This window comes from Thermosynechococcus sp. B1 (assembly GCF_030322985.1).
Classification (GTDB): domain Bacteria; phylum Cyanobacteriota; class Cyanobacteriia; order Thermosynechococcales; family Thermosynechococcaceae; genus Thermosynechococcus.
Window position 1 is genome coordinate 441,133 of sequence record NZ_CP096573.1, and the last position, 25,751, is coordinate 466,883.

The window sequence follows — 25,751 nt, forward strand, 5'->3', positions numbered from 1 at the left end:
CGAGAGCATCGCTAGACCGATTTTAGCGAACCGCCATCTTCCCTTTCCGCTGCTGCTAGGGGATGAGCAACGGGATAGGGGGTTAAGAAGCAGCCAATAGAGGCAACTGTTCTCTTGGTGCTAGATGGCGATCGCTCGCTCCCCAGCGCAATAATGTAACAACATGTAACAAAAGTCAGCGATCGCGCGGGGGAAACTGAACCCTTACAATAGGTTTCAGATGTGCTATTTTGCGTCACTGGCAAGCCAAACTCAGCTTTCTTGTGCGGGGATAGATATCAATTGGGCATGATTCCTGATAAGTTCAGAAAAACGCCTCTTAGTGGCACGCCTATGGCCTCAATGCCTATGTCCGAACTGCCCTTTTCCCTTGATCAATTGCGAATCCTGAAGGCGATCGCCCTCGAAGGAAGCTTTAAGCGAGCCGCTGACAGCCTTTACGTCTCCCAACCCGCAGTGAGTTTACAGGTGCAAAACCTTGAACGCCAACTGGATGTTCCCCTATTTGACCGCGGGGGACGCCGTGCCCAACTCACCGAAGCCGGACAACTCCTACTGGCCTACGGCGATCAAATTCTCTCCCTGTGCCATGAAGCCTGCCGTGCCATCGAAGACCTACAAAAATTGCAGGGGGGGACATTGATCATTGGAGCCAGCCAAACCACCGGCACCTACCTGATGCCCCGCATGATTGGCCTGTTTCGCAGCAAATATCCCGAAGTCGCTGTTCAACTCCATGTGCATTCCACCCGCCGCACCTGCTGGAGTTTGGTCAACGGTCAAATTGATCTAGCAATTATTGGCGGCGAAGTCCCCTCAGAACTGAGCGAGCAAATTACCATCACCCCCTATGCGGAGGATGAACTGGCACTGGTCTTACCCGTGGATCATCCCTTGGCTAGTGCCGAAACCCTCACCAAAGAAGACTTGTACAAGCTGGGCTTTATTGCCCTCGATGCCCAATCCACCATTCGCAAGGTGATTGATCAGGTGCTGCAGCGCGCCAACATTGACCCCCGCCGCCTGAAGGTGGAGATGGAGCTGAATTCCATTGAGGCGATTAAAAACGCCGTGCAGTCGGGCTTGGGGGCTGCCTTTGTCTCCATTTCCGCCATTGAGAAGGAGTTACAACTGGGGAGCCTGCGGCGGATAGGTATCGAAAATGTGGTGGTGAAACGCACCCTGTCACTGATTACCAATCCCAATCGCTACCGATCGCGGGCAGCCGAGGTCTTCTGCCGTGAAATTCTCACCCAATTTGCCACCTTTGCCATTGATACAGAACTGACAACGGCCAAGTCCCCCATCTCCGATAGTGAAAAACCCCTTAAGGAACTGCTGACGATCGCCCCCCTTGAGGAAAACAGCACCAATGTCAGTAATTCTTAGGGCAACGCAGTGGCAGCCAACAGGCAGAATAGTCGCGCTCAGGAGAGTTTATTATTTCAAAAGATCGGAGTATGATAATAGATCGCGCTGTTCATAACTGATGACCATGGCCCTGCAACACGACGTTAAACAAGAAATCATCAACACCTACCAGATTCACGGTACCGATACTGGCTCTGCGGATGTCCAAGTTGCCATCCTCACGGAGCGGATCAAGCAGCTTTCTGAGCATCTCAAGGCGAATAAAAAAGATCACGCCTCTCGCCGAGGACTGCTGAAAATTATTGGCCGTCGCAAGCGGCTACTGGCCTATATCCATCGCCACGATGCCCAGCGCTATCGCCAACTCATTGAACGTTTAGGAATTCGGGGTTAAAGACAATGGCAAAACGGTCGGATCTGCCTTTTGAGCCTAAAAAGAAAAAAGGAGCAACCAAGCCTGCCAAAGCTCCTGCTGCCGCAGCCGTCCGTTCTAATGCCCCAAAATCCCCAGCCAAGCCAGCCAAAAAAAGTACAGGCATTCCAGAAATTGTCAGCCAACGCATGGTTACCCGGATGGCAATCTGCTGCGGTACCCCCACGCTTTTGGGATTGATGACGTTTCCCCTCAGCTATTTCATTGTCCATGAGGGCTGGTTTAAGTTGCCTAATGTGGCCGTTGTCATCGCTAGTCTCGGTCTCTTTGGCCTTGGGGCGCTGGGGCTGAGCTATGGGATTCTTTCTGCCTCTTGGGATGAGCACGAGCAGGGAAGTTGGCTCGGTTGGCGAGAATTCCGCACCAATTTTGGTCGTGTGATCGAGAGTTGGCAGGCCTATCAAGCCCAGCGATCGCAAAACGCCGAATAGGGGCGATCGTTGAGTCACATCTGCTTCTCTCATCAATAAAATGTAAGGAATTCTTTACGGATTCTTATCATTCTCCGTCGCTTATCTACCATAGATTTATATAGTTACACCCTTTGAGTCACACCTGAGCACAGTCAGCAACACCTTAAAAGGGCTTGATGGCAACACTGCTTCAGGCATGACCAACGGCAAAGGGTGCTCAAGTCGCTCAAACCTTGTAACCCCTATGACAGCAACGGAAATGTTCCCAGTTGAGACTCGCACAAACGTGGGAGATCTGCCCATTAGCCTACAGTCCGCTAGCTTTCTGCAAAATTTGCTGGGATTAGTGGCAGAAACCCTTGAAGATGTCGTGGGTCTCGATGATGCCTCTGGGTTTATTGCCCTTGTAGGGCAGCAAATGGGCAATCAAATCAACGCTCTCTACACTCAAGCCCTTGGCGATCGCCCCCTTGATGCCAAGACGATTGCCCAAATTCTTGTGGATCTCAAAAATCGCATTGAAGGGGGATTTTTCCTGATTGAGCAGGATGAGGAACGTATTATCTTAGGGAATCAGCGTTGCCCCCTTGGCAGTGGTGTGGTGGGTCATCCCTCGTTGTGCATGATGACCTCAAATGTGTTTGGCGTGATTGTGGCGCACCATTTGGGCTATGCCAAGGTCTGTATTGAAAAGGCGATCGCCAATGGGGATCAAGGGTGCCACGTGGTGATCTATACCCAACCTACTGCTGCGGCCTCAGCGGCCAAGGGGCGAGAATACTATCGCATTGAGTCAGTCTAAGCCAGTCAAGTCCTTACATTCCGGCGGGGTTAAGATGAGCGACTTTACACTCGATATTGGCGCATGGATCGATCTGTTGCCAGAGCCAACGCTGGTCATGAATGTCCAAGGCAACATTGTGGCCATTAACCCCAGTGGCCGTGAATTTTTTGGCAGCAGTGTGCTCAATTGCAACCTTCGGGAACTGGTCGCCACCCCCCCAGAGAAACTCAATAAATGGCTGCCCCTCTGGCAACAGGCGACGCAAATGGTGCCCGGCACTCTTCGAGGTCCCCAAGGACAAAAAATCGAAGTGGAAGCCGTGGGTATCCACCGTTGCCAGCCCCCCTTGATTCTCCTGCGCCTGTTTCGCCAGCCCCGTTTTCTGCGACAGTTCATCGTCCAACGGCAGCAGTTTCAGCGCTTGCAAGAGCAAATGGCTCGGCAAACAGCTCTAATTGTGGAGCTACAGCAGCGGCAAAAACAGCTAGAGGCGGAAAATCGCCATCTCCAAGGGGTCTCCCAGCAGGACAGCCTGACCAAATTGGCGAATCGGCGTGCCTTTGAAGACGGTCTGCGGTCGGCTTGGCGGGAATCGGCCACCACCCATCTTCCCTTTGCCATTGCTCTGCTGGATATTGATCACTTCAAGCGCTACAACGACACCTACGGCCATCTGGCGGGCGATCGCGCCCTGCAACGGGTTGCCCATGCCATTAAATCCCAAGTGCGGGAAGCTGATCTCGTGGCTCGCTATGGCGGTGAAGAGTTTATTCTCCTGTTGCGCCACACCCACCATGACGTTGCCATTTGCGTTTTAGAGCGGATTTTTAACTACATTCGCAGCCTAGGGATTCCCCATGCCAGTTCACCAGTGCAACCCTACCTCACCGTCAGTGCCGGCATTTGCACCGTGAGCGCCACCCTTAGGGACTGCCCAATGGCAGAGCTGCTAGCGACTGCTGATGCTGCCTTGTACGAGGCCAAACGCTCAGGGCGCGATCGCTATGTGTTACAAACCTATGCTTGGATGAGTGCGCCTGTCTCTTCCAGCCAAGAAATTCAGCCCTACCCCTAGGGAAAGCCCCTGTAGCTGCCTCTGCTAGATATAATGTGGGTGGCCAAAGCACGGCAATCCCGTAGCCAAAACGTGATAGTTGATCGCGGTTGGGACGTTGTGTTGCAGAATGTAAAGCTGAGTAAATTTTTGGAGATCGTGTAGCCCATGTACAATGCGACGAATTCTGGCAGTCGGATGTTTCGCTATGAAGTGGTGGGACTGCGACAAAATGCCGAAACCGATAAAACCGACTATGCCATCCGCAACAGTGGCAGTCAATTTTTCAACGTTCCCTATGACCGCATGAATCAGTTTATGCAGCAGATTACCCGCTGGGGGGGCAAAATTGTGAGCATTCAACCCCTCGATGGTACGGCTGCCACCACGGAACCCGTATCCAATAATAGTGCTGCCCCAGTTAAAGAAAAGAAAGTTGATATTCCCGTCAATATCTATCGTCCCAATAATCCCTGCGTTGGTAAGGTCATTTCCAATGAAGAGTTGGTGCGCGAAGGGGGCGAGGGAACCGTCAAGCACATCATCTTTGACATCTCTAGTACTGAGTTGCGCTATCTCGAAGGCCAAAGTATTGGCATTATTCCTGCGGGTACTGACGCCAACGGCAAACCCCACAAGCTGCGCCTCTACTCGATTGCCTCGACCCGCCACGGCGACTTTCAAGATGACAAAACCGTCTCCCTGTGTGTGCGCCGTCTAGAGTACAAAGACAAAGAAACCGGCGAAACCATCTATGGGGTCTGTTCTTCTTACCTGAACCAACTGCAACCTGGCGATGAAGTGAAAATCACTGGGCCTGTCGGTAAAGAAATGCTCCTGCCCGATGATCCAGAAGCAACGATCATTATGTTGGCAACAGGAACGGGGATTGCTCCCTTCCGTGCCTTTTTGTGGCGCATGTTCAAAGAAAATAATCCAGACTATCAATTCAAGGGTCTGGCATGGCTCTTCTTTGGCGTTGCCTATACCGCGAATATCCTCTATAAGGATGAGTTAGAAGAACTGCAGGCGAAGTATCCCGATCAGTTCCGCCTCACCTATGCCATTAGCCGTGAGCAGAAAACCCCCGACGGCGGCAAGATGTACATCCAAGGTCGCATTGCTGAGCATGCGGATGAGATCTGGCAACTCCTGCAGAAGAAAAACACCCATGTCTATATGTGTGGTCTGAAGGGCATGGAGTCGGGTATTGATGAAGCAATGGCAGCAGTGGCAGCCAAAAATGGTGCCGACTGGCAAGAGTTCCTCAAGGGCACGCTCAAAAAAGAAGGCCGTTGGCACGTGGAAACCTACTAGGAAGATCAGTTGGGGGGCGATCGCCCCCTTTTTTCCTCAATGCCAATTGCCCTTTGGATCTGTCAGGATAGAAGTAAGTCGCCTGATGGAGCTGTTCCTGAAAGATGTTTGGCGTACGGTTGCTAGAATGTAGCCTATTTAACGCCAAGTCATGAGCATTCTCGTATTCTTCTAATGGTATGGTGAGTACCCAGCGATCGCCTATGATTTATCCTCGCTTTCTGCGCAAAGCCTACCGTAAAGAACCCATCTCCGCCTTCCTTCTGCTAATGGGAGGGGTGGATTCGACCATTGGTGGCTTGGGGGGCTACAACGGTCTGCTGCTATTGGGTCTAGGTTTGATGGGCAGCGCGCTGCTCTATCGCCTGCTCCAGCGATCGCCCGAACGTCCTCTCCCTGAGAAAGTGCCCCAGTATGCGCTGCCGCCCCAATCCTCCCAGCCCTTGCCGATGCTGACGATGAGCAAAAAACAGCCCCCCCTGCGCTAAGCCAAAGCCGAGATCATCGTCTGAAATTTCCACAGGATTTCCTGCCATTCCCGTTCCGGGTGAGAGCCTTTGACAATCCCCGCCCCAGCAAAAAGATGGGCAGAGTTGCCCTGAAGGTGGGCAGAGCGAATTCCGACAATGAATTCCCCTTCTCCGCTGGGTGTCACCCAACCAAGGGGGGCAGCATAACCACTGCGATCAAAGGGTTCCAGTTGCCGCAGCCAGTCCTGTGCCCGTGAAGCAGGATACCCTGCCACTGCTGGCGTCGGATGTAAGGCCGCCACCCCTTGGAGAATATGAATGGGTTGCGGCAGCGGGGCCTGAATCAGCGTTTGCAGATGTTGGATATGACTTAGCTCAAGGATACGTGGTTTGGTCGGCACCTCACAGGTCATGCCCAACTGTTGGAGGGTTTGGCAGAGAAATTCAACAATGACCTGATGCTCGTAGCGCTCCTTGGGGCTGTGGTAAAGGCCATTGCGCAGGCTTTGATCCTCCTGTTGGGTTTGCCCGCGGGGACGGGAACCCGCCAAAGCATCGGCACAGAGAACGCCATCGGCAATTTTGACCAAGCGTTCGGGACTCGCCCCCAAAAAGACCTGCTGCCGCTCTTGGCCAACACTGAAGATGTAGCAATTGGCGTACTGCTGACGCAGGTTTTGCAACGTTCCCAGCCAGTTGAACCCCTGAGGCTGCTCTAGGGTGAGGGCAGCGGCCAAAACCAATTTTTCGAGGTCTCCCTCCTCAAGGAGCTTGAGAGCCTGCTGGACACTGGTAATAAATTGCCCGTATTGCTCAGTTAGAGGCGGAAGAGCGATCGCCGAGGGCGCTGGACAGGGGGGCGGCTCAGCCAGAATGTGGGTCAGTGCCCGCTGCACTAGTTGCCAGTCTTGCCAGAGGCGATGGGGTGTACTGGTCTCTAGGGCACAACTGAGGGTGAGCCAAACCTGATCCAGACGCTGAATCACCTGCCAGCGGGGTAAGAACCCCCAGTTAGAGCCTAGGTGATCCCAAAAACTAAATTGACAGAACAGGCGCGGTTCGGCTGGAGCGATCGCCCACACGCGGCTGAGAGTTTGTTCACTAAAACGCTGGAGTTCCACAAACCGTTGATGTCCCTGAACACTGCGGGTCGCCACCGCACCACAGGCAGCAACAATCTCCCCCGCTTGCTCAAGGTAAAAATGCTCACTTTCGCCACTGACTTGCATCAGCCCAGCCAATAGGATCAGGGGATCAACGGTGGGTAAGGAGATGCCTAAACTCAGGAACTGACAATTGGCCTGCTGTGCTGCCTGCATTCCAGCGCTGACCTGAGTATAAAACTCGGACTCAGAGGACAAATCAAAAGTAAGGGGCAGCGAAACGGGCATAACCAAACAAGGTCAAGATTGCCCTTACATTTTCCCCTTGGCAGGGAACCTTTGGCAAAAAGACTGGAACTTCCCTGTCTGCCTGATTATGCTGAGGAGTAGGATCACTGTCTATTTCTGAGGCAAGCATGGCTAAGGTTGTAAAAACAGATGCGGAATGGCAAGCTCAACTTACCCCTGAGCAGTACTATGTCACCCGCAAGAAAGGAACGGAGCGTGCCTTCACGGGCTGCTACTGGAACAACAAAAAGCCCGGACTCTATCGCTGTGTCTGCTGTGGCACGCCGCTCTTTCGCTCTGAGACCAAGTATGACTCTGGCAGTGGCTGGCCGAGTTTTTGGCAACCCCTTGACCCCAAAAATATCCGCATGGAGCGGGATCTGTCCCATGGCATGGTGCGCACGGAGGTTCTCTGTAATGTCTGTGATGCCCACCTTGGCCATGTCTTTGAGGATGGCCCGCCACCCACGGGACTGCGCTATTGCATTAACTCAGCGGCACTGGAATTTATCCCTGACGCTGCCGCCTCTTGATGACCCCCGTGATTGAACAACTGCAAAGTCTCAACCGCATTTTGGTAGAACTGGCGCGGCGGCAGCCGTTCCACGGAGCAAACTTTGAGGAGATTTTGCAGGACATTCTCTGGACGAGTGCCCGCAGTCTCAATGTGGCACGGGTGAGTCTGTGGTTTTATGCGGGCGATCGCCAGCAAATTCAATGTGTGCAGTTGTTTCAGCAGTCGCCCCAAGCCTTTACGGTGGGGATGACCCTCACCGCTAGTCATTACCCCGACTATTTTGCTGCCCTCGAACAGGAGCGCACCATTACTGCCCATGACGCTTGGCACGATCCCCGCACGCGGGAGTTTCGCAAGACCTATTTAGAACCTCTTGGCATTACCTCGCTGTTGGATGTGCCGATTTGGGTTGAAGGGAGCATGATTGGCATCCTCTGCCACGAACACATTGGTTCACCCCGCCAGTGGACCATTGCTGAAGAGCAGTTTGCCGCTTCCCTAGCGGATCTGGTGTCCTTGGTGGTGGAAAGTCGCGATCGCCACCGCGCCCTCAGAGCACTAGAGGAAAGCGAAGCCCGCTTAGCCACCTTCTTTCAAGCCACCTCTGAGGCAGTAGTCATCCATGAGCAGGGGACAATTCTTGATGTCAACGCCGCAACTGAACGGCTGTTTGGCTATACGGCTTCAGAACTAGTGGGGCAGTCGGTGTTGTTGCTGACCCATCCAGAGTCGCGATCGCTGATTTTAGAGCGAATTCAGCAGCCCATTGATATTCCCTTTGAAGCCCTTGCTCGCACCAAAAGTGGTGAAGCACTGATTGTTGAGGTTCAGGGAAAATCCATTCTCTATCGGGGGCGCTGGGCGAGGGTGGTGGGAATACGGGATATTACCCAACGCAAAACCGCTGAACAGAACGTACAATTGGCTGCCCAACGGCAACAACTGCTGGCGGAAATTGCCCTCCGCATTCGCCAAACGCTGGAACTGCCAGAGATTCTCAATACCACAGTGGTGGAAGTGCGCCGCTATCTCCTCAGCGATCGCGTGTTTATTGTCTCTTTTGATCCGAGGACAGAGGAGATTCAAGTGGTGGCGGCGGCGATGGCGCCCCAATGGCACACGAATCTTGAGGTTCTCCTGCAAAACGTGCATTACCGTTCACGGCTGCTGACCACACCGGCCACACTCTCCTGCGAGCGGGAAATGCTTGATCCCCATCTGCGACAGGTGTATGCAGCGCACCATATCCAGTCTTGTCTGCTGATTCCGATCCAACATCAGCCCCAAGGCCTGTGCTTTTTACTGGGAGTCCACCAATGTGACCGCCCGCGAGAGTGGCAGCCCTACGAGCGCGCTTTTTTGGAGCAGTTGGCGACTCAGGTGGCGATCGCCCTGCAACAAGCAGAACTTTATCAACAACTGGCGGCCTTAAATGCCAACTTGGAACAGCAGGTGGCCGAGCGTACCGAGCAGTTGCAGCAAAAAATGCGTGAACTAGAGGAACTCAACCACCTCAAGGATGTCTTTTTGCACGCCGTATCCCATGATTTACGCACCCCTGTCCTAGGTACCCTGATGGTGATTAACCATCTCTTGCAGAACAACACCAGCGACACGATTCCTGTGCCCCGCAGCACCTTGACCTGTATTCAGCATAGCCAGCAGCGGCAACTACATCTGATTGAAACACTGCTGCATATTCACGTGGATCAGCAACCTTCCCTCTCTTTGGCGATCGCACCCACATCCTTAGCCACGCTTGTCAAGGCGATCGTGGCGGAGCTACAACCGCTGCTCCAGAAAAATAAAGCCACCGTGAAACTTGATATCCCCCCCACGTTGCCCCTTGTGCCTGTTGATCCTATGCAACTGCGGCGAGTCTATGAGAATTTGATTAGCAATGCCCTGAAACACAATCGCCCCGGCCTAACAATCACCCTCACAGCAGAGGTTCAGGAGGACATGGCTTACTGCACCGTTCAGGATAATGGGGTCGGTATTGGCTCTGACCAGCGATCGCGCCTCTTTGATCTGTATTACCGTGGCCGGGAAAGTCACCATCGCACCGGTATTGGTTTAGGGCTATACCTGTGTCGGCAAATTATTACGGCCCATGGTGGTGAGATAGGGGTTGAAGACAACCACCCGCAGGGGGCTACTTTTTGGTTTCGCATTCCCATAGCCAGACCAACATAAGGCATCATTACCCTTGACAAACCCAAGGCAAAAGCGAGACACTTAAGGCCAACCTCATCTTTTTGTCTCGGTTTCCTGTAAAATGGCCAGTTGAACCTTCCTGTTTTAACTCAACTCTCGTGGCCGTTTGTGCATAGGTTCCCTTTTAGCCACGAAACTAGGATTGTTAAGACATGAAACATATTCATTTGGTTTTTATCCCTCTGACCTGTCGCGGTGACTCAGCTACGGCATGTCAGAAAATTCTTACAACTCATACATTTATTGGGAGCAATAGTGAGTCGTTATGTTGGGCAAACTCCGTGACCTCATGGGCCTAACCCCAGAGACTGACATCTACGATGAGGAATACCCTCAAAGAACGGCACGAACACTAACCACGGAATCCGACGTGGAATCGCTGCCCGCATCGCGGCCAACCCTGAGTCACGACTGTGACGCCAGTCCGTCTCCCTCAGTTGCCACTGGCTCAGTGCCGACGGGATCAGCTCCTTCGAATGTGATTGGGATGCCCAATGCCGGTCGTTGGTGGGGGGCAGTGGCGGAAGTTTTGGTGATGCAGCCCCGTAGTTTTAGTGAAATGCCTGAGGTGATCAAGGCTCTTAAAGAGCGGAAGTCTGTGGTGCTAAATCTGACCTTGATGGAGCCAGAGCAAGCCCAACGCTCAGTGGATTTTGTTGCCGGTGCCACGTTCACGATTGATGGCCACCAAGAGCGTATTGGCGAGAGTATTTTCCTCTTTACGCCAAGCTGTGTCCAAGTGAGTACGCAAGTGGGGGGAGTGCGCCCAGCCGCAACACCGGTTGCCCCATCACCAGCTTGGGGAATGGATGCCCAACAACAGCGCAGTGCCTAGGGTGCCTGCCCTGGGGATCATTGGCTGTGGCCGCATGGCGGAAGCAATGCTTTCGCGGTTGCTGGCAGATGGTCTATTGCCAGAGCAGGTGTGGGTATCGGCGCGATCGCCCCAGCGGCAGCAGTATCTAGCCCACACCTATGGGGTTAGGGTGACAACGAACCTAGAGGTCGCTACCGCCGAAACGCTCCTACTGGCGGTCAAGCCACAGGTCTTTGCCGATATTGAGTCAGAACTGGCGGATACGCCGGTAGCTCAGGGCACTGGCGTTGCCCTTTCCATCATGGCAGGGATTAACAGTGGGCGGCTGCGGCGGCTTTTTCCCCAGCGGTTGATCTTTCGGGCGATGCCGAATACACCAGCCCAAGTGGGCGCCGGCGTGATTGCCCTTGCTAGCGATAGTGCAGCGACTGAAGCAGAGATCGCAAAAATTAAGAATTTGTTAGGTGTGCTAGGGCAAGTGGTGGCCGTCAGTGAAGGGCAAATGGATGCGGTCACTGCACTTTCTGGCTCAGGGCCTGCCTTTATTGCCCTTATTGTGGAGGCACTGTGCGATGCGGGGGTGGCGGTGGGCTTGTCGCGATCGCTGACACAGGAACTCGTTTATGGCACAATAGCAGGCACAGTACAATTACTTAATGAGCGCGGGCTGCATCCAGCGCAACTCAAGGATGCGGTCACCAGTCCTGCGGGGACAACCATTGCGGGTCTCGAAGTACTGGAAGCTGCTGGTGTGCGTGGAACCCTCATGCAAACGGTAAAAGCGGCCTACGAGCGTGCCCAAGCCCTCAACTAAGTGCCTATGCCCAACTCTCCCACAACCGCTGACCCCCCCGCCATCGAAGGCTTAGATGGGAAGGTGGTGTTCATTGACTACTTTGCCTGTATCACTGCCATCACTGCCTTGAGTTTGAGCCAAATTTGCTACTGGCGTCTGTTGTCTCCCCTGCCCCACCGTTGGGGATTCGCCGTCGGAGTGGTGGTGGGGGCGATCGCCGGCGCGTGTATAGCCGCGCGGTCACAATTCGGCAACTCAACAGGACTTGGCTGAGGGTGGACTGTGACTGACTTTGGACGTGTGATTACCGCCATGATTACGCCATTTACAGCCGATGGCGCGATCGCCTACGATGTGGCGGCAGAACTGGCACAGCACCTTGTGGCCAATGGCTCCGATAGCATTGTGGTTTGTGGCACCACGGGCGAGTCCCCCACCCTCACTTGGGAAGAGGAATTTCAACTCTTTCAAACGGTGCAGCAGGCTGTGGCAGGCAAAGCCAAGGTGATTGCAGGTACGGGTTCCAACTCCACCCGTGAAGCCATTCATGCCACGGCAAAGGCCGCAGAACTCGGCCTCGATGGTGCCCTCTTGGTGGTACCCTACTACAACAAACCCCCCCAAGAAGGACTCTATGCCCATTTTCAGGCGATCGCCAAGGCAGTGCCGGACTTTCCCCTTATGCTCTACAACATCCCCGGCCGTACAGGGCAGAACCTGCTACCAGAAACAGTGATCCGCCTTGCTGAATATCCCAACATTATTGCCATCAAAGAGGCTAGTGGCAACCTTGACCAAGCCAGCACCCTTCGTGCCCAGCTGCCGCCACATTTTCGCATTTACTCTGGGGATGATTCCCTAACGTTGCCATTGCTGGCCGTGGGTGGTTATGGTGTCGTCAGTGTAGCCAGTCACCTTGTTGGTCGACGGATTCAAGAGATGATCCAAGCTTTTATCCAAGGCGACACAGCGACAGCGACTGCTATTCATTGTCAACTATTGCCCCTGTTCAAGGTTTTATTTGTGACGACGAATCCGATTCCGATTAAAGCTGCCCTCAGCCTGCAAGGTTGGGCGGTGGGTGCTCCCCGACTGCCCCTCACGTCCGCGAGTGACGCTGTGATTGACCAATTGAAGCCTGTTTTAGATGCTCTTGGCCTACTGAAGTCTTAAGACAACGCTGGGCATTTCCCAAGCTGCACCTTTTTTGTTGTTTCATCGTAAGGAGACCTATGAGTCAATCCGCTGCAACTGCTGCCCTGAAAATTATTCCCCTCGGTGGGCTGCACGAAATTGGCAAGAACACCTGTGTTTTTGAATTCCAAGATGAAATTATTTTGCTGGACGCAGGGTTAGCTTTTCCCACCGATGGCATGCATGGGGTCAATATCGTCTTACCCGATATGACGTACCTGCGGCAAAACCGCGAAAAAATCAAGGGAATGATTGTGACCCATGGTCATGAAGATCACATTGGTGGCATCCCCTTTCATCTCAAGCAGTTTGATATTCCCGTCATCTATGGCCCTCGCCTTGCCATGGCACTGCTCCAAGGGAAGCTGGAAGAGGCAGGGGTTGGCGATCGCACCGAACTGCGCACGGTACAGCCGCGGGAGATGGTGCGTTTGGGCAAAAACTTCCTTGTGGAGTATATCCGCAATACCCATTCCATTGCCGATAGCTTCTCCGTGGCGATTCATACCCCCATTGGCGTGATTATCCACACCGGGGATTTCAAATTTGACTTTACCCCCGTTGATGGCGAGTGCTTTGACATTCAGCGGCTGGCAGAACATGGAGAAAAGGGGGTTCTCTGTCTCATTAGTGACTCCACCAATTCGGAAGTGCCCGGCCACACCCCCTCGGAGCGATCGGTGTTTCCCAACTTGGATCGTGCCTTTAGCCAAGCAGAGGGGCGGATTATTTTTACCACCTTTGCCTCCTCGGTACATCGCCTCAGTATGGCTTTAGAGCTGGCTCAAAAATATGGCCGTGTCGTCTCGGTCTTGGGGCGATCGATGCTCAATGTCATTGCCCATGCGCGGCAGTTGGGCTACATTCGCTGCCCAGACGATCTCTTTGTGCCACTGCACATGATGCACAAGTACCCCGATCATCAGGTGATGTACCTGACCACTGGTTCCCAAGGGGAACCCCTATCTGCCCTGACGCGGATTTCCAAAGGGGAACACAACAAAATTAAAATTCGCCCCGGCGATACTGTGATTCTCTCAGCTCACCCCATTCCGGGGAACACGATTGCCGTGGTGAACATGATCGATCGCCTGATGATGCAAGGCGCCAAAGTCATCTACGGTCGCGAACAGGGCATCCACGTCTCTGGCCATGCCTGCCAAGAGGATCAAAAGCTGATGCTGGCGTTGACCAAGCCCAAGTTCTTTTTACCCGTACATGGCGAGCACCGCATGTTGGTGAAACATGCCCAAACGGCTCAGAGCATGGGCATTCCCCCGGAGAATATGGTGATTATTGACAACGGCGATGTGGTGGAACTTACCCGTGACTCGATTCGGGTCGTCGATAAGGTGCCTGCTGGTATTGAGTTACTGGATCGCGGTGGCATTGTCAAAGCCCATGTGCTGCAAGAGCGACAACAACTGGCTGAGGAAGGGATTATCACCGTGGCGGTGGCGGTGGGTACTGATGGCAGTCTGAAAGCTACTCCTGAAGTCCACCTGCGGGGTGTGGTCACGGCGATTGAGCCACAGGCTTGGCAGGCTTGGGTACATGCCACGGTCGAAACCGCTTTGAGCGATCGCTGGAGTGAATATGCCCGCAACGGCGATATCGATTGGGCAGGGGTCAAAGCCCACATTGAACGGGAACTGGTGCGACTGGTGCGCCGTGAACTTCAGGGCAATGCCTCAGTCCTATTGCTTCTGCAACCCATCGAAGTCACCCCCACTGTGACGACAGGAATTCGGCGGCGTCGCAGCACCGCTTCTGTGGTTGGCTAGCATCAAGCCCCTTGGGCAGGAGAAGGTGCCTATTTTGTAGGGCATCCCTGCCCGTTTATTTTTGTTGCCGCTGCGCTAGCTAGCGTTGAAACGATCGGGGGCTTTCGGTTGATTTCTTGCCGAGCAATAACCCCTCAACACGTTCAACTGATTAGGAAGCAACTCAACCATAGTTAACAACTAAAGCTAGAATTACAATAACAGACTAGTACCAATATCACAAATAAAAATTGTGGCGCGCAATGGATATTGATGATTTTGATGTTAATTCGATGACTACTGCAGCTCAGCATCCTGACCCTTGTGTACGTCGGCAGGTAGCGCAGTCTGCTACTACTTCACCAAACATTTTACGGATGTTGGCCAATGACCCCGATAAAAAAGTGCGCCTTGCGGTTGCTGCCAATGGCAATACCCCTGCTGAAGTCCTAGAGGCTTGGCTATCGGAAGCTCAAAGCAATAAACCGTTAGCAGAAGCTCTTGCCAAGAACCTCAGTGCATCCCATGCTCTCCTGACAACTTTAGCACAACATCCAGCGGCCAATGTCCGCCGTAAAGTGGCGATGAATCCCCAGACCCCTCCAGCGACCCTCTATAAACTAGCTGAGGAATTTCCAGTGGCAGTAGCTCGCAATCCTGGGATGAAACTCCTTGTGCTCCAAGACAGTGAACTACAGAGCATCAGTGATGAAACCTTAATACGAATATTAAAGCTTACAGAGCCGCCGACTTGGGCATTGACAGTTGCAGTTCAGCGTCAAAGCGCAAAAGTAAGACAGCAGGCGGCTAGGGCAACAACGATTCTTCCTGAACTCCTCGCAACCCTTGCGAAGGATAAGGATAAATATGTTCGCGCAGCAGTAGCGGGGAACCCGAATACTCCTGTCTCTGCCCTCGAAACCCTTGCGAACGATGAGAGTTGGGATGTTCGCGCAGTAGTAGCGGGGAACCCCAATACTCCTGTCTCTGCCCTCGAAACCCTTGCGAAGGATGAGGATAGCGATGTTCGCAGAGCAATAGCAGAAAGACCTGAAATTGTTTCGTTGATTGAGGAGGCTAAGAGCAACGACACCGCTACCATCCGACTAGCAGAGCTAGCTAGCCACTTTTATACGGATGTTCGCGCGGCAGTAGCGGGGAACCCCAATACTCCCGCCTCTGCCCTCGAAACCCTTGCGAAGGATGAGTATAGCGATGTTCGTGAAGTAGTAGCGGGGAACCCCAATACTCCTGTCTCTGCCCTCGAAACCCTTGCTGAGGATGAGGATAGCGATGTTCGCGCAGCAGTAGCGGGGAACCCGAATACTCCTGTCTCTGCCCTCGAAACCCTTGCGAAGGATGAGAGTTCGAATGTTCGCGCAGTAGTAGCGGGGAACCCGAATACTCCTGTCTCACTCCTCGAAACCCTTGCTGAGGATTGGTATTGGGAGGTTTGTAAAGCAATAGCAGAAAGACCTGAAATTGTTTCGTTGATTGAGGAGGCTAAGAGCAACGACACCGCTACCATCCGACTAGCAGAGCTAGCTAGCCACTTTTATACGGATGTTCGCAGAGCAGTAGCGGGGAACCCCAATACTCCTGTCTCTGCCCTCGAAACCCTTGCTGAGGATTGGTATTGGAATGTTCGCACGGCAGTAGCGTGGAACCCCAATACTCCTGCTTCTGCCCTCGAAACCCTTGCTGAGGATTGGTATTGGGAGGTTCGTGAAGTAGTAGCGGGGAACCCCAATACTCCTGCTTCTGCCCTCGAAACCCTTGCGAAGGATGAGAGTTCGAATGTTCGCGTAGCATTAGCGGGGAACCCCAATACTCCTGCTTCTGCCCTCGAAACCCTTGCGAAGGATAGGTATTGGAATGTTCGCACGGCAGTAGCGTGGAACCCCAATACTCCTGTCTCTGCCCTCGAAACCCTTGCGAAGGATGAGAGTTCGAATGTTCGCGCAGTAGTAGCGGGGAACCCCAATACTCCTGTCTCTGCCCTCGAAACCCTTGCTGAGGATGAGAATAGCGATGTTCGCGCAGCAGTAGCGGGGAACCCCAATACTCCTGCTTCTGTTTTGGAAATCCTTGCTGAGGATAAGGAGAGTGATGTTCGCAGAGCAGTAGCGCGGAACCCGAATACTCCTGCTTCTGTTTTGGAAATCCTTGCTGAGGATAAGGAGAGTGATGTTCGCGCAGCAGTAGCGTGGAAGCCCAATACTCCTGCTTCTGCCCTCGAAACCCTTGCGAAGGATAAGGAGAGTGATGTTCGCGCAGCAGTAGCGTGGAAGCCCAATACTCCTGCTTCTGTTTTGGAAACCCTTGCTGAGGATAAGGAGAGTGATGTCCGCCAAGCGGTAGCGGGGAACCCCAATACTCCTGTCTCTGCCCTCGAAACCCTTGCGAAGGATGAGTATTGGACTGTTCGCGCAGCAGTAGCGGGGAACCCCAATACTCCTGTCTCACTCCTCGAAACCCTTGCGAAGGATAAGGAAAGTGATGTCCGCAGAGCAGTAGCAAGAAGACCTGAAATTACTGCTTTAATCACGGAAGCTTACAGTGGCAACACTTCTACAGACCGACTAGCCGAACTAGCTGGCCACTTTTGTACGGATGTTCGCGCAGCAGTAGCGGGGAACCCCAATACTCCTGCTTCTGTTTTGGCAACCCTTGCGAAGGATGAGGATAAATGCGAAGGATGAGGATAAATATGTTCGCGCAGTAGTAGCGGGGAACCCCAATACTCCTGTCTCACTCCTCAAACCCTTGCTGAGTTAGGGATAAGTATTGGCTTTCGTTTTGGTCATACTTATGGTGGTGGCTAGGTCTCAATCGAGGATAATCGCACTTTTCCTTGGGGCGTGCGGGGAATTTGGGGCACAGAAATCCATTTCTTAGGGCATTTGTAGGCGCTGCACTGCCGTTTGAGCCATCGGCTGAGTTCCTCAGGGGAGGCATCTCCCACATAGAGGGCAATGACCTGCTCACCCCAAAGGGGGTCGGGTGCGCCGTAGATGTAGATGTCTTGGACAAGGCCACTATTAAGGAGTAAGGCCTCTACCTCTTCGGGGTAGATATTCTCACCACCACTGATGATTTTGCGGCTGCTGCGTCCCAAAATGTAGAGGCGATCGCCCCGCCATTCGCCGCGATCGTCCGTTTGGAATATCCCTTCATGGAATAACCCAGGGTAATAGCCAAGGGCAAGGGAGGCGGCCTGAATCTGAATCTCCCCCGTAGGGGTTAAAGCAATTTGGGCATGGGGTAAGACCTGACCACAGGAGCGATCGCCCGCCAAAAATTCCCCCTGCCGTTGGGCACAGATCATGCCAGCAGTTTCTGTCATGCCATAACTGAGACATAGAGGCAATCGCTGGGTTGCTGCTTCCTCTAATAGTTGCGACCAAGTGGGGCCACCGCCCACGAAAATGCCCCTTAAATCCGCTAGCCATGGCAGAGGGTCTGCAAGCACCTGTTGCAGTTGCCGCGGTACCAGAGACAGCCACAGATCGCCATTGGCAGGAGGCGCCGTTTGCCGTAGATCCCGTAGATGGGTACCGAGATAGAGTTCTCCGCCACTCCAGAGCGATCGCACCACGGGCATCAGGCCACTGACATGGTATAGGGGCAAAATACTCAGACAGTAAATCGCCCTTTGTTGTAAATGGCTTTGCAGCCCCATTACTGCCGCTTGAAGGGTCGCCACCGTGTGAATTGCCCAGCGCAACCGCCCTTGAGTGCCGCCAGTGGGAATCAGAATCCAGCCTTGGGGCAATGGTTCTTCAGAGCCTTGGGGGTCGAGGGGGGGCACCGTTCCCCAAGCAAGGAAATTTCTAGGCAGAATCGCTGCCACCTGCTGCCACTCTTGGGATTGCCAGTGGGGATTGGCCAGTAATAGGGGCGTCCCTGTGGAGAGCGCTGCGAGAAAACCACTGAGAAACGAGAGGGGATCGGGTTCAGCCAACACGAGGATCGTCGGCTGCCGCTGTTGGAGTTGCTCTTGATAGTTGGCTAATTGCTCTAGAAGGATGGCAGTAGCAGTGTGCCATTGTCCGTTGTGGGGATACCACAGCCAGTGGGGGGCAATACTCGTAAGGTTTTGTAACAAATTTGTCCTACCCCTCCCTAAACCAATAGGTAAAATCAAAGGATAAAGGAGTGCATTTAGGAGACAGCAGCCTGACTATTCAACAGATGCAACGGGTAGCCGCAATTACTGACCCTAGCCTTAAACTAGCATGGACCGCCGCCTATGCCGCCGACGATCGCAAGGGAGTGGATATCTGCCTTTTGGATGTGAGTGGCGTGTCCTACCTCACCGATTACTTTGTGATCATTACGGGACTCTCAAAAACCCAAGTGCGCGCCATTTACCAAGGGATTGAGGAGGCGGCTCTCGAACATTGCCAACGCCAACCCCAACATATTGAAGGCCAAGCGGAATGTTCATGGGTGCTGATGGACTACGGTGATGTGATTGTCCATGTGCAATTGCCCAAGGAACGTCAATACTACAACCTTGAGGCCTTTTGGGGGCACGCCCAGCGCATTCCCTTTGAGTCACTAGTGACCACCTAGCCGATGCAGCCCTCTTGGTGGCAGTGGATTCTTTTGATCTTGCCACTGGTGGCGATCGCCAGCTTTATCCTCACCGCCGCCTCGATCCAAATTCATACTTGGGGACTGAGTTGGGTCTGGGCAGTAGTCGTGCTGATTCTGCTGCTGTGGCGGTGGGGGGTTGCCCATTGGCTCAAGGGTCAGCCGACAGAGATTGACCCCCGTCCCTTTGATTTGCCAAGAAGCAGTGATTCAGAAACGGATCAACGCGCCCTGAAGATTCTCCAACACACCCTTGAGCAGAGCCGCCAAGACCCGCCCCCTTGGGAAAATTGGCCACTCTTTTGGCAGCGGGCACACACCCTTGTCAGTGAGATTGCCAAAGTCTATTACCCTAATGCCCAACGTCCGCTGTTGCAAATCTATGTGCCCCAAGCCTACCGCCTGCTGCGGGACACGATTGATGATGTGGATCGCTGGCTGGAAACCCTCAACCCAATTTTGTCGCGGGTAACTGTGGGGCAGGCAGTGCGCGCCTATGAACTCTCGCGGCAGGTGGCACCCGTTGCGCGTTGGGGCTTTACGGCTTGGAATTGGGCGCAGTGGCTCCTCAATCCCAGTGTGGCGATTACCAAAACCTTTACCCAAGAGCAGCAGCAAAAGGCCAATCAAGCCCTGATTGCTAACTTGGGACTCACCCTGCGGGAACAGGTGCTCAAGGCCTTGGGACTGCGGGCGATCGCCCTCTACAGTGGCAGCCTCACCCCACTGGAATTGCCCACCCCCACCCCGCGCACAGATACAGGCACATTACAGGACATTTTAGAGCAGAGTCTGCCCCTTGCCCGTGCCGAAACTGAGCCTGTGAACGTCTTTCTCGTGGGTCGCACCGGCGCAGGCAAAAGTAGCCTGATCAATAGTTTATTTGCTGCCCCCACCACCCGTGTTTCCCCCTTGCCCAACACAAACGAGATCCAGCAATACCGTTGGCAGCAGGATTTGACCCTGTGGGATACCCCCGGCTACGAAGATATTCGCGGTGCCGATATTCAAGCTCGCCTGCGGGAATTACTGCCGCGCATGGATGTGGTGCTGCTGCTGACCCCAGCGCTGGATCCTGCCCTTGCCCCGGACATCACCGCCCTGCAACTGATTCGCCAACAGGTGAGGGACTTGCCGATTGTGGTGGCGGTCACCCAAGTGGATCGGCTACGCCCCCTGCGGGAATGGCATCCCCCCTACGACTGGCAACGGGGTACCCGTCCCAAGGAAGTGAGTATTCGCGAGGCGGTGGCCTATCGCCAAGAACAGTTGGGCACTTATACGCCCCATATTTTGCCGATTGTCAACGGCACTGAAGAACGCATGGCTTGGGGACTCGATGCCCTCAGTGATACCCTTGTGAATTTAATTGCCCCCGCCAAGCAGATCCGCATGGCTCGCTGGCTTAGCGATCGCCAGACACGGCTTCACGCTGCTTCTCGCCTCATTGACACCTATTGCCACCGCATCACCACCAGTCAGGGCATTACCGATTTGCTCAAGCGACCAGTGCTCCAGTTTCTTTCGACCATGCTCACGGGGTCTGCCGCCGCTGCATGGCTCCTCGCCGAACAACTGCCCCTAGAACACCTGCCGGTGATTCTTTGTAAATTGCAACTGGCCTATGAACTCTACACGCTGTTGCAAAATGCCAGCGATCGCATAGAGGTACCAACGCGCCCCTTTGATCTGAAAACCCTGGCTCCCTTGCTGCTACAACGTCGTAGCCCCCTCGATCAAGACACTTGGGCAACGGGACACACCCTCGTAGAGTTTTGGACACAGCCTGAGCCACCTCTGACGCTGATGGCGCGCTATGAGGACTATTGGCAGCGCTTTGGTATGGTTCCAGCAAAATAGACGAAGATAAAGAAAGGATAAAAACCGTTCATCTCCTCACCCGCCATGACCTCCTCCAATGCCTCCTCCCCCATGGATCGTGAATCAGTTTGGCATGCTCTGAGTGCTGATGAAGTCATTAGCCGCCTAGGGAGCGATCGCCAACAGGGACTGAGTTGTGCAGAAGTGCAACGGCGACAAGTCCAATATGGCCGCAATGAACTCGTTGACAATGGTCGCCGCCCGCGCTGGCAGATTTTCATTGATCAGTTTCGCAATGTCATGCTGATCATGCTGCTCGTGGTGGCCTTCATCTCTGGCACATTGGAGATTCTCGAATCCCTCGAAGAAAACACCATTCCCTTCCCCAAGGACGCAACCGCCATTCTGGTGGTGGTCATTCTCAATGCCATTTTGGGCTATGTCCAAGAAGCCCGTGCTGAAGAGGCGCTCGCTGCGCTGAAAAGTATGGCGGCGCCCAAAGTGCGTGTCCTGCGTGAGGGCAAGGTCATGGAAATTGATTCCCCTGAACTGGTGGTTGGGGACATTTTCTTTTTGGAAGCGGGGGTCAAAGTGGCTGCCGATGGTCGCCTCCTTGAAGCCGTCAACCTGCAAATCCGCGAGGCAGCACTCACCGGTGAAGCAGAAGCCGCCAGTAAAAATGCTGCGCAAATCTTGCCCCTTGATACGGAACTGGGCGATCGCGCCAATCTAGTCTTTGCGGGCACAGAGGTCAACCAAGGGCGAGGAGCCGCCATCGTCACCGCGATCGGCATGGACACTGAACTAGGGAAAATTGCCGCTGCCCTGCAAGGGGTGGAGCAGGAACCCACACCTCTGCAAAAACGGATGACCGAGCTGGGAAATCGCCTAGTCGCCATTGCTTTGGTGCTGGTGAGCATTGTCGTGATTGCTGGGGGTCTCTACGATCTCTCACTGCTGCCGCATCTCATTGAAGTCTCCCTCAGTATGGCGGTGGCCGTGGTCCCCGAAGGCTTGCCTGCCGTGATTACCGTCACCCTTGCCTTGGGAACGCAACGGATGGTGAAACGCCATGCCCTGATTCGGCGGCTGCCGGCCGTGGAGACACTGGGGAGTGTTACAACCATTTGCTCGGATAAAACGGGTACCCTCACCCAAAACAAAATGGTGGTGCAGGCGGTGGCTACTACCTCCTATCGCGCCAAGGTGAGCGGCAATGGCTATGAACCAAGGGGGGAATTTTATGACGCCAATACCGATGACCCCTCAGCCCTATACGAACGCCAACTGCTCCTTCTAGCGGGAGCGCTGTGCAATGATGCCCTTCTCAAACAACACGCAGCCGAATGGGTGATTCTCGGTGACCCGACCGAAGGCTCTCTCCTGCCCTTGGCCGCTAAAGGGGGGATTGACCTCAAAGCATTGCAGGAAAAGGCTGAGCGGGTAGTGGAGTTTCCCTTTGATGCCGATCGCAAGCGCATGAGTACATTCTACCGCAGTGAGTCCGTTCCTGCGATTGCCGCCAAGGAACCCTACTGGATGATTACCAAAGGGTCACCCGAGCTGACCTTGGAACGCTGTCAATGGCGCCAAGTGGGGCAAGACATTCAACCCCTCACACTGGCGGAGCGTCAAGAGATTCTGGCGCAAAACAATCGCTTTGCCGCTCAGGGTCTGCGGGTCTTGGGCATTGCCCATCGCTACTGGTCAGCGCTGCCACCAGCGGAGAGTGTAGAGACCAGTGAGCAGGATTTGATCTGGTTGGGGCTAGTGGGCATTCTTGATCCCCCGCGTCCGGAGGTACTGGCGGCCGTCGCCACCTGTCGCACTGCTGGGATTCGCCCGATTATGATTACGGGAGATCACCAACTCACAGCTCAGGCGATCGCCAGTCAAATTGGTATCTGTGAGTGGGGCGACTGTACCCTCACGGGTCGGGACATTGAAAAACTCAGTACCGAGGAATTGGATGCCGCCACCCCCACCGTCAGTGTCTATGCCCGGGTCTCGCCGGAACATAAACTGCGGATTGTCAAATCGCTGCAACGTCACGGTGAAATTGTGGCCATGACTGGGGATGGTGTGAATGATGCCCCGGCTCTCAAACAAGCGGATATTGGCGTAGCCATGGGGATTACGGGGACGGATGTCACCAAGGAAGCCAGTGATATGGTGCTCTTGGATGATAACTTTGCAACCATTGTGGCGGCTACCGAGGAAGGGCGAGTGATCTACAGCAATATTCGTCGCTTTATTAAATACATTCTCGGCTCCAACATTGGTGAAGTGATCACGATTGCCTGCTCACCCCTACTGGGACTAGGAGGTGTGCCTCTAACGCCCTTGCAAATCCTCTGGATGAACTTGGTGACTGATGGCCTGCCTGCCCTTGCCCTTGCCGTTGAGCCGGGGGATCCCGATGTCATGAAGCGTCCTCCTGTTAAGCCCAACGAAAGTATTTTTAGCCGTGGCTTGGGTTCCTATATGATTCGTGTCGGTTTGATCTTGGCGATCGTCGGCATCTCCCTGATGGTATGGGCCTACAGCTACACCGCTGAACATCTGGAAGGAGGACTCGATCCAAGACGTTGGACAACCATGGTTTTTACCACCCTCTGTCTCGCTCAAATGGGTCATGCCCTTGCCGCCCGTTCCAGTACACGGCTGACGCTTGAAATGAGCCCCACCTCCAACCTTTTTGTTTGGGGCTCAGTCATCCTGACAACGATTCTGCAACTCCTGCTGATCTACGCCTCCCCTCTGCGACGGTTCTTTGGTACCTATCTGCTCTCGGGGACTGAGCTAGCCGTGTGCATCGGCTTTAGCACGCTGGTGTTTGTCTGGATTGAATTAGAAAAGCTCGTGCTCCACTGGTTGCACAAAGGGCATGAATTACAACTCCTAGATTAATTTTGTTAACTAATTTCGTAATATCCGCTATTGCTTACCCCCTGAATTAGGGGCTAACGTTTTGAGAACCTAGACAAAAGAGAGAGGCTCTGATATTTTGCAACTGAAAGTATTTTACAGACAAGCTATGATTTCTGTACTTGGACTCCTGTACACCAATCTTGCCGAACTGCAAGCAAGAGTGCTTCTTGCCCAAGCTTTTTCCCCTGAGCGCCTCATCGAAGAAATTCAACCCCCTCCCCTGCCCCCTCGTGAGCCAAAGATTACAATTCCTGAGGGTCAAGAGATCCGGCCACCGACCGATTCCGATCAAATTCGCTTCCTTCTAAAAGACATCATTATTAGTGGCTCAACTGTCTATTCCCCCGAAGCACTTAAAACGTTATACGCAGATCAGCTCAACCGCAACGTGACTCTTGCTGACATTTATACCATTGCCCAAAAAATCAGCGAGCACTACCGCCGCTCAGGCTATCTTCTAATCCGTGTCCTTGTACCTGCCCAAGAAGTTACCGAAGGCATTGTTCGTCTCAAAGTTGTCGAAGGCTATGTCGAGGAAGTACGGTTTGAAGGTTCCGCGGGAACGATCAAGCCATTACAGCCCTATGCTGATCGTATTCAATCCTCTCGCCCTCTCAGAACTAAAGTTCTCGAGCGTAATCTACTATTGATGAGCGATTTGGCCGGCTACAAAGTGAGTGGACGCTTTGAAGCTGGTAACCAGCCCGGCGCAACTATTCTGACGATTACTGCCAAGAAGGATTCCTTTCAACCCTTCTTTACACTCAACAATTGGTATGCCGACAGTGTTGGTCCTATTCGTCTTCAGGCAGGGGCTTACTTTAATTCTCTGCTGAACAGAGGTGAGCAATTTATTCTGAGTAGTACAACCGTTCCTTTCGATTTCAACGAACTCAAAAGTGGTCGCTTCGATGTAAACATTCCCTTAGACGCCAATAGTCTCAAATTTGTAGGCAGTTTCAGTTATGCTGAAAGTGAGCCTGGAGATAACCTTGCCCCCTTCAGGATCAAAAGCAACAGTTGGCTGGGCAGCATAGGCTTTTCCTATTACCCCATTCGCTCAAGGAAACTCAACCTGCTCACAAGTGCTTCTTTTGATGCCCTCAATAGCACGGTCAGTACCACATTTTTAGGGCCACAAGTTCTCCTCAGTCAGGATCGAGTTCGTGTTTTCCGTGCATCGAGTCAAGTCACTTATACAAGCCGGGTTGGATTCACTAATGCCTCTATACAGCTCTCTCAAGGCATTGCAGGTTTGGGGGCGCGTCTGAGCGGAACTCCCACTTTACCTCTTTCTCGCTTCAATGCTACCCCTGCAGCCTTCAAAGCAAATTTGGACTTTACACAGATTTTCTTTCTCCCTAAAAATTGGTCAGTCAGCCTAACAGGTGCAGCCCAAACAGCCGCCGCTCCCCTTGTTGCCTCTGAGCAATTTGGAATTGGTGGCTTCAACTCTGGCTCTGCCTATGTTCAATCCGCCATTTTAGGAGATGATGGCTACGCTCTACGTCTTGAGCTACAACATACCCGTTCCTATAAATTTCGTAAAACAAGCTTCACTAGCCAGCCCTATGCCTTTGTAGACTATGGCCAGACCTTTCTTAAAAGACCGACGATTGCTGAGCCTAGCAGTCAGGAGGCCTTGTCAACGGGCTTGGGTTTGCGACAGCTCATCAACCCTAGCCTACAACTTCGCCTAGAGCTAGCCTTTCCCCTAACGAGAATTGAACCCGCCTTTGAACGGAGCCCGCGTCTATTCTTCCAAGTTCAGGGCATATTCTAGCTTTTAGGGGATACTACGGTCTTACATTGTGGGCAAGAGAACTGGGCAGCGCAGGGACTCTGAGGTAGGGAAGCAGCCAT

At 53.5% G+C, this 25,751-nt stretch carries 21 protein-coding genes; 19 read left to right on the forward strand and 2 right to left on the reverse strand.

Features of this window, described 5'->3' with window-relative positions; all coding sequences use genetic code 11:
* Window positions 1-348 precede the first annotated feature (348 nt).
* The 7 genes from M0644_RS02260 (at window position 349) to M0644_RS02290 (ending at window position 5,860) form a co-directional block, all read left to right on the forward strand.
* A complete protein-coding gene (locus tag M0644_RS02260; protein ID WP_149817772.1) occupies window positions 349-1,389 on the forward strand; it encodes a LysR family transcriptional regulator in 1,041 nt (346 codons plus the stop codon).
* Window positions 1,390-1,495: 106 nt separating this feature from the next.
* Complete coding sequence (gene rpsO / locus M0644_RS02265) at window positions 1,496-1,765, forward strand: 30S ribosomal protein S15 (RefSeq protein ID WP_149821602.1); 270 nt, start codon at window positions 1,496-1,498, stop codon at window positions 1,763-1,765.
* Between the two features lie 5 nt (window positions 1,766-1,770).
* Window positions 1,771-2,235: a PAM68 family protein gene (locus M0644_RS02270; RefSeq protein ID WP_149817774.1), complete on the forward strand. Its 465-nt coding sequence runs from the start codon at window positions 1,771-1,773 to the stop codon at window positions 2,233-2,235.
* 268 nt (window positions 2,236-2,503) lie between these two features.
* Window positions 2,504-3,019: a methanogen output domain 1-containing protein gene (locus M0644_RS02275; protein WP_286626414.1), complete on the forward strand. Its 516-nt coding sequence runs from the start codon at window positions 2,504-2,506 to the stop codon at window positions 3,017-3,019.
* Between the two features lie 34 nt (window positions 3,020-3,053).
* Complete coding sequence (locus M0644_RS02280) at window positions 3,054-4,076, forward strand: diguanylate cyclase domain-containing protein (protein WP_149817778.1); 1,023 nt, start codon at window positions 3,054-3,056, stop codon at window positions 4,074-4,076.
* Between the two features lie 147 nt (window positions 4,077-4,223).
* Window positions 4,224-5,372: a ferredoxin--NADP reductase gene (gene petH, locus M0644_RS02285; protein ID WP_149817780.1), complete on the forward strand. Its 1,149-nt coding sequence runs from the start codon at window positions 4,224-4,226 to the stop codon at window positions 5,370-5,372.
* 179 nt (window positions 5,373-5,551) lie between these two features.
* Window positions 5,552-5,860, forward strand: a complete 309-nt coding sequence (locus tag M0644_RS02290; RefSeq protein ID WP_226971987.1) for a hypothetical protein — start codon at window positions 5,552-5,554, stop codon at window positions 5,858-5,860.
* Here M0644_RS02290 and M0644_RS02295 read toward each other — a convergent pair.
* The gene (locus M0644_RS02295) at window positions 5,857-7,203 is read right to left on the reverse strand and encodes an isochorismate synthase MenF (protein ID WP_286626419.1); all 1,347 of its coding nucleotides are present in this window, start codon (window positions 7,201-7,203) and stop codon (window positions 5,857-5,859) included. The two genes, M0644_RS02290 and M0644_RS02295, sit on opposite strands and share 4 nt — an antisense overlap.
* 158 nt (window positions 7,204-7,361) lie before the next feature.
* Between M0644_RS02295 and msrB the strand changes: the two genes are divergently transcribed.
* The 8 genes from msrB to M0644_RS02335 all read left to right on the forward strand — a co-directional run bounded on the left by msrB (window position 7,362) and on the right by M0644_RS02335 (window position 17,239).
* Window positions 7,362-7,766, forward strand: a complete 405-nt coding sequence (msrB, locus tag M0644_RS02300) for a peptide-methionine (R)-S-oxide reductase MsrB (RefSeq protein ID WP_149817785.1) — start codon at window positions 7,362-7,364, stop codon at window positions 7,764-7,766.
* Entirely contained in the window at window positions 7,766-9,946 is a 2,181-nt protein-coding gene (locus tag M0644_RS02305) for a GAF domain-containing protein (RefSeq protein WP_286626420.1), read from the forward strand. The genes msrB and M0644_RS02305 overlap by 1 nt, the downstream gene beginning before the upstream one ends.
* A 286-nt stretch (window positions 9,947-10,232) precedes the next feature.
* Entirely contained in the window at window positions 10,233-10,802 is a 570-nt protein-coding gene (locus M0644_RS02310) for a cell division protein SepF (protein ID WP_286626422.1), read from the forward strand.
* A complete protein-coding gene (gene proC, locus M0644_RS02315) occupies window positions 10,777-11,598 on the forward strand; it encodes a pyrroline-5-carboxylate reductase (RefSeq protein WP_286626424.1) in 822 nt (273 codons plus the stop codon). The genes M0644_RS02310 and proC overlap by 26 nt, the downstream gene beginning before the upstream one ends.
* 6 nt (window positions 11,599-11,604) lie before the next feature.
* A complete protein-coding gene (locus M0644_RS02320) occupies window positions 11,605-11,853 on the forward strand; it encodes a hypothetical protein (RefSeq protein ID WP_286626425.1) in 249 nt (82 codons plus the stop codon).
* 9 nt (window positions 11,854-11,862) lie between these two features.
* Window positions 11,863-12,753 carry a 4-hydroxy-tetrahydrodipicolinate synthase gene (dapA, locus tag M0644_RS02325; protein WP_286626426.1) on the forward strand — a complete coding sequence of 297 codons (891 nt, stop codon included), beginning with the start codon at window positions 11,863-11,865 and terminating at the stop codon, window positions 12,751-12,753.
* Between the two features lie 59 nt (window positions 12,754-12,812).
* Window positions 12,813-14,558 carry a ribonuclease J gene (locus M0644_RS02330; RefSeq protein ID WP_286626427.1) on the forward strand — a complete coding sequence of 582 codons (1,746 nt, stop codon included), beginning with the start codon at window positions 12,813-12,815 and terminating at the stop codon, window positions 14,556-14,558.
* 356 nt (window positions 14,559-14,914) lie between these two features.
* A complete protein-coding gene (locus M0644_RS02335; RefSeq protein WP_286626428.1) occupies window positions 14,915-17,239 on the forward strand; it encodes a HEAT repeat domain-containing protein in 2,325 nt (774 codons plus the stop codon).
* A 119-nt stretch (window positions 17,240-17,358) separates the two neighbouring features.
* Here M0644_RS02335 and M0644_RS02340 read toward each other — a convergent pair whose 3' ends face one another.
* Window positions 17,359-18,645, reverse strand: coding sequence for an AMP-binding protein (locus M0644_RS02340; protein ID WP_286626430.1), 1,287 nt, complete (start codon window positions 18,643-18,645; stop codon window positions 17,359-17,361).
* Window positions 18,646-18,731: 86 nt separating this feature from the next.
* On the opposite strand from M0644_RS02340, the gene rsfS reads away from it, so the two are divergent.
* From rsfS to M0644_RS02360, 4 genes are all read left to right on the forward strand, one after another.
* The gene (gene rsfS, locus M0644_RS02345; RefSeq protein WP_226971989.1) at window positions 18,732-19,115 is read left to right on the forward strand and encodes a ribosome silencing factor; all 384 of its coding nucleotides are present in this window, start codon (window positions 18,732-18,734) and stop codon (window positions 19,113-19,115) included.
* 3 nt (window positions 19,116-19,118) lie between these two features.
* Window positions 19,119-20,996, forward strand: a complete 1,878-nt coding sequence (locus tag M0644_RS02350) for a GTPase family protein (RefSeq protein WP_286626433.1) — start codon at window positions 19,119-19,121, stop codon at window positions 20,994-20,996.
* Window positions 20,997-21,041: 45 nt separating this feature from the next.
* The gene (locus M0644_RS02355) at window positions 21,042-23,867 is read left to right on the forward strand and encodes a cation-translocating P-type ATPase (protein WP_286626435.1); all 2,826 of its coding nucleotides are present in this window, start codon (window positions 21,042-21,044) and stop codon (window positions 23,865-23,867) included.
* A gap of 127 nt (window positions 23,868-23,994) precedes the next feature.
* On the forward strand, window positions 23,995-25,671 hold the full coding sequence (locus M0644_RS02360) for a ShlB/FhaC/HecB family hemolysin secretion/activation protein (RefSeq protein WP_286626436.1): 1,677 nt from the start codon (window positions 23,995-23,997) through the stop codon (window positions 25,669-25,671).
* Window positions 25,672-25,751: the final 80 nt, after the last annotated feature.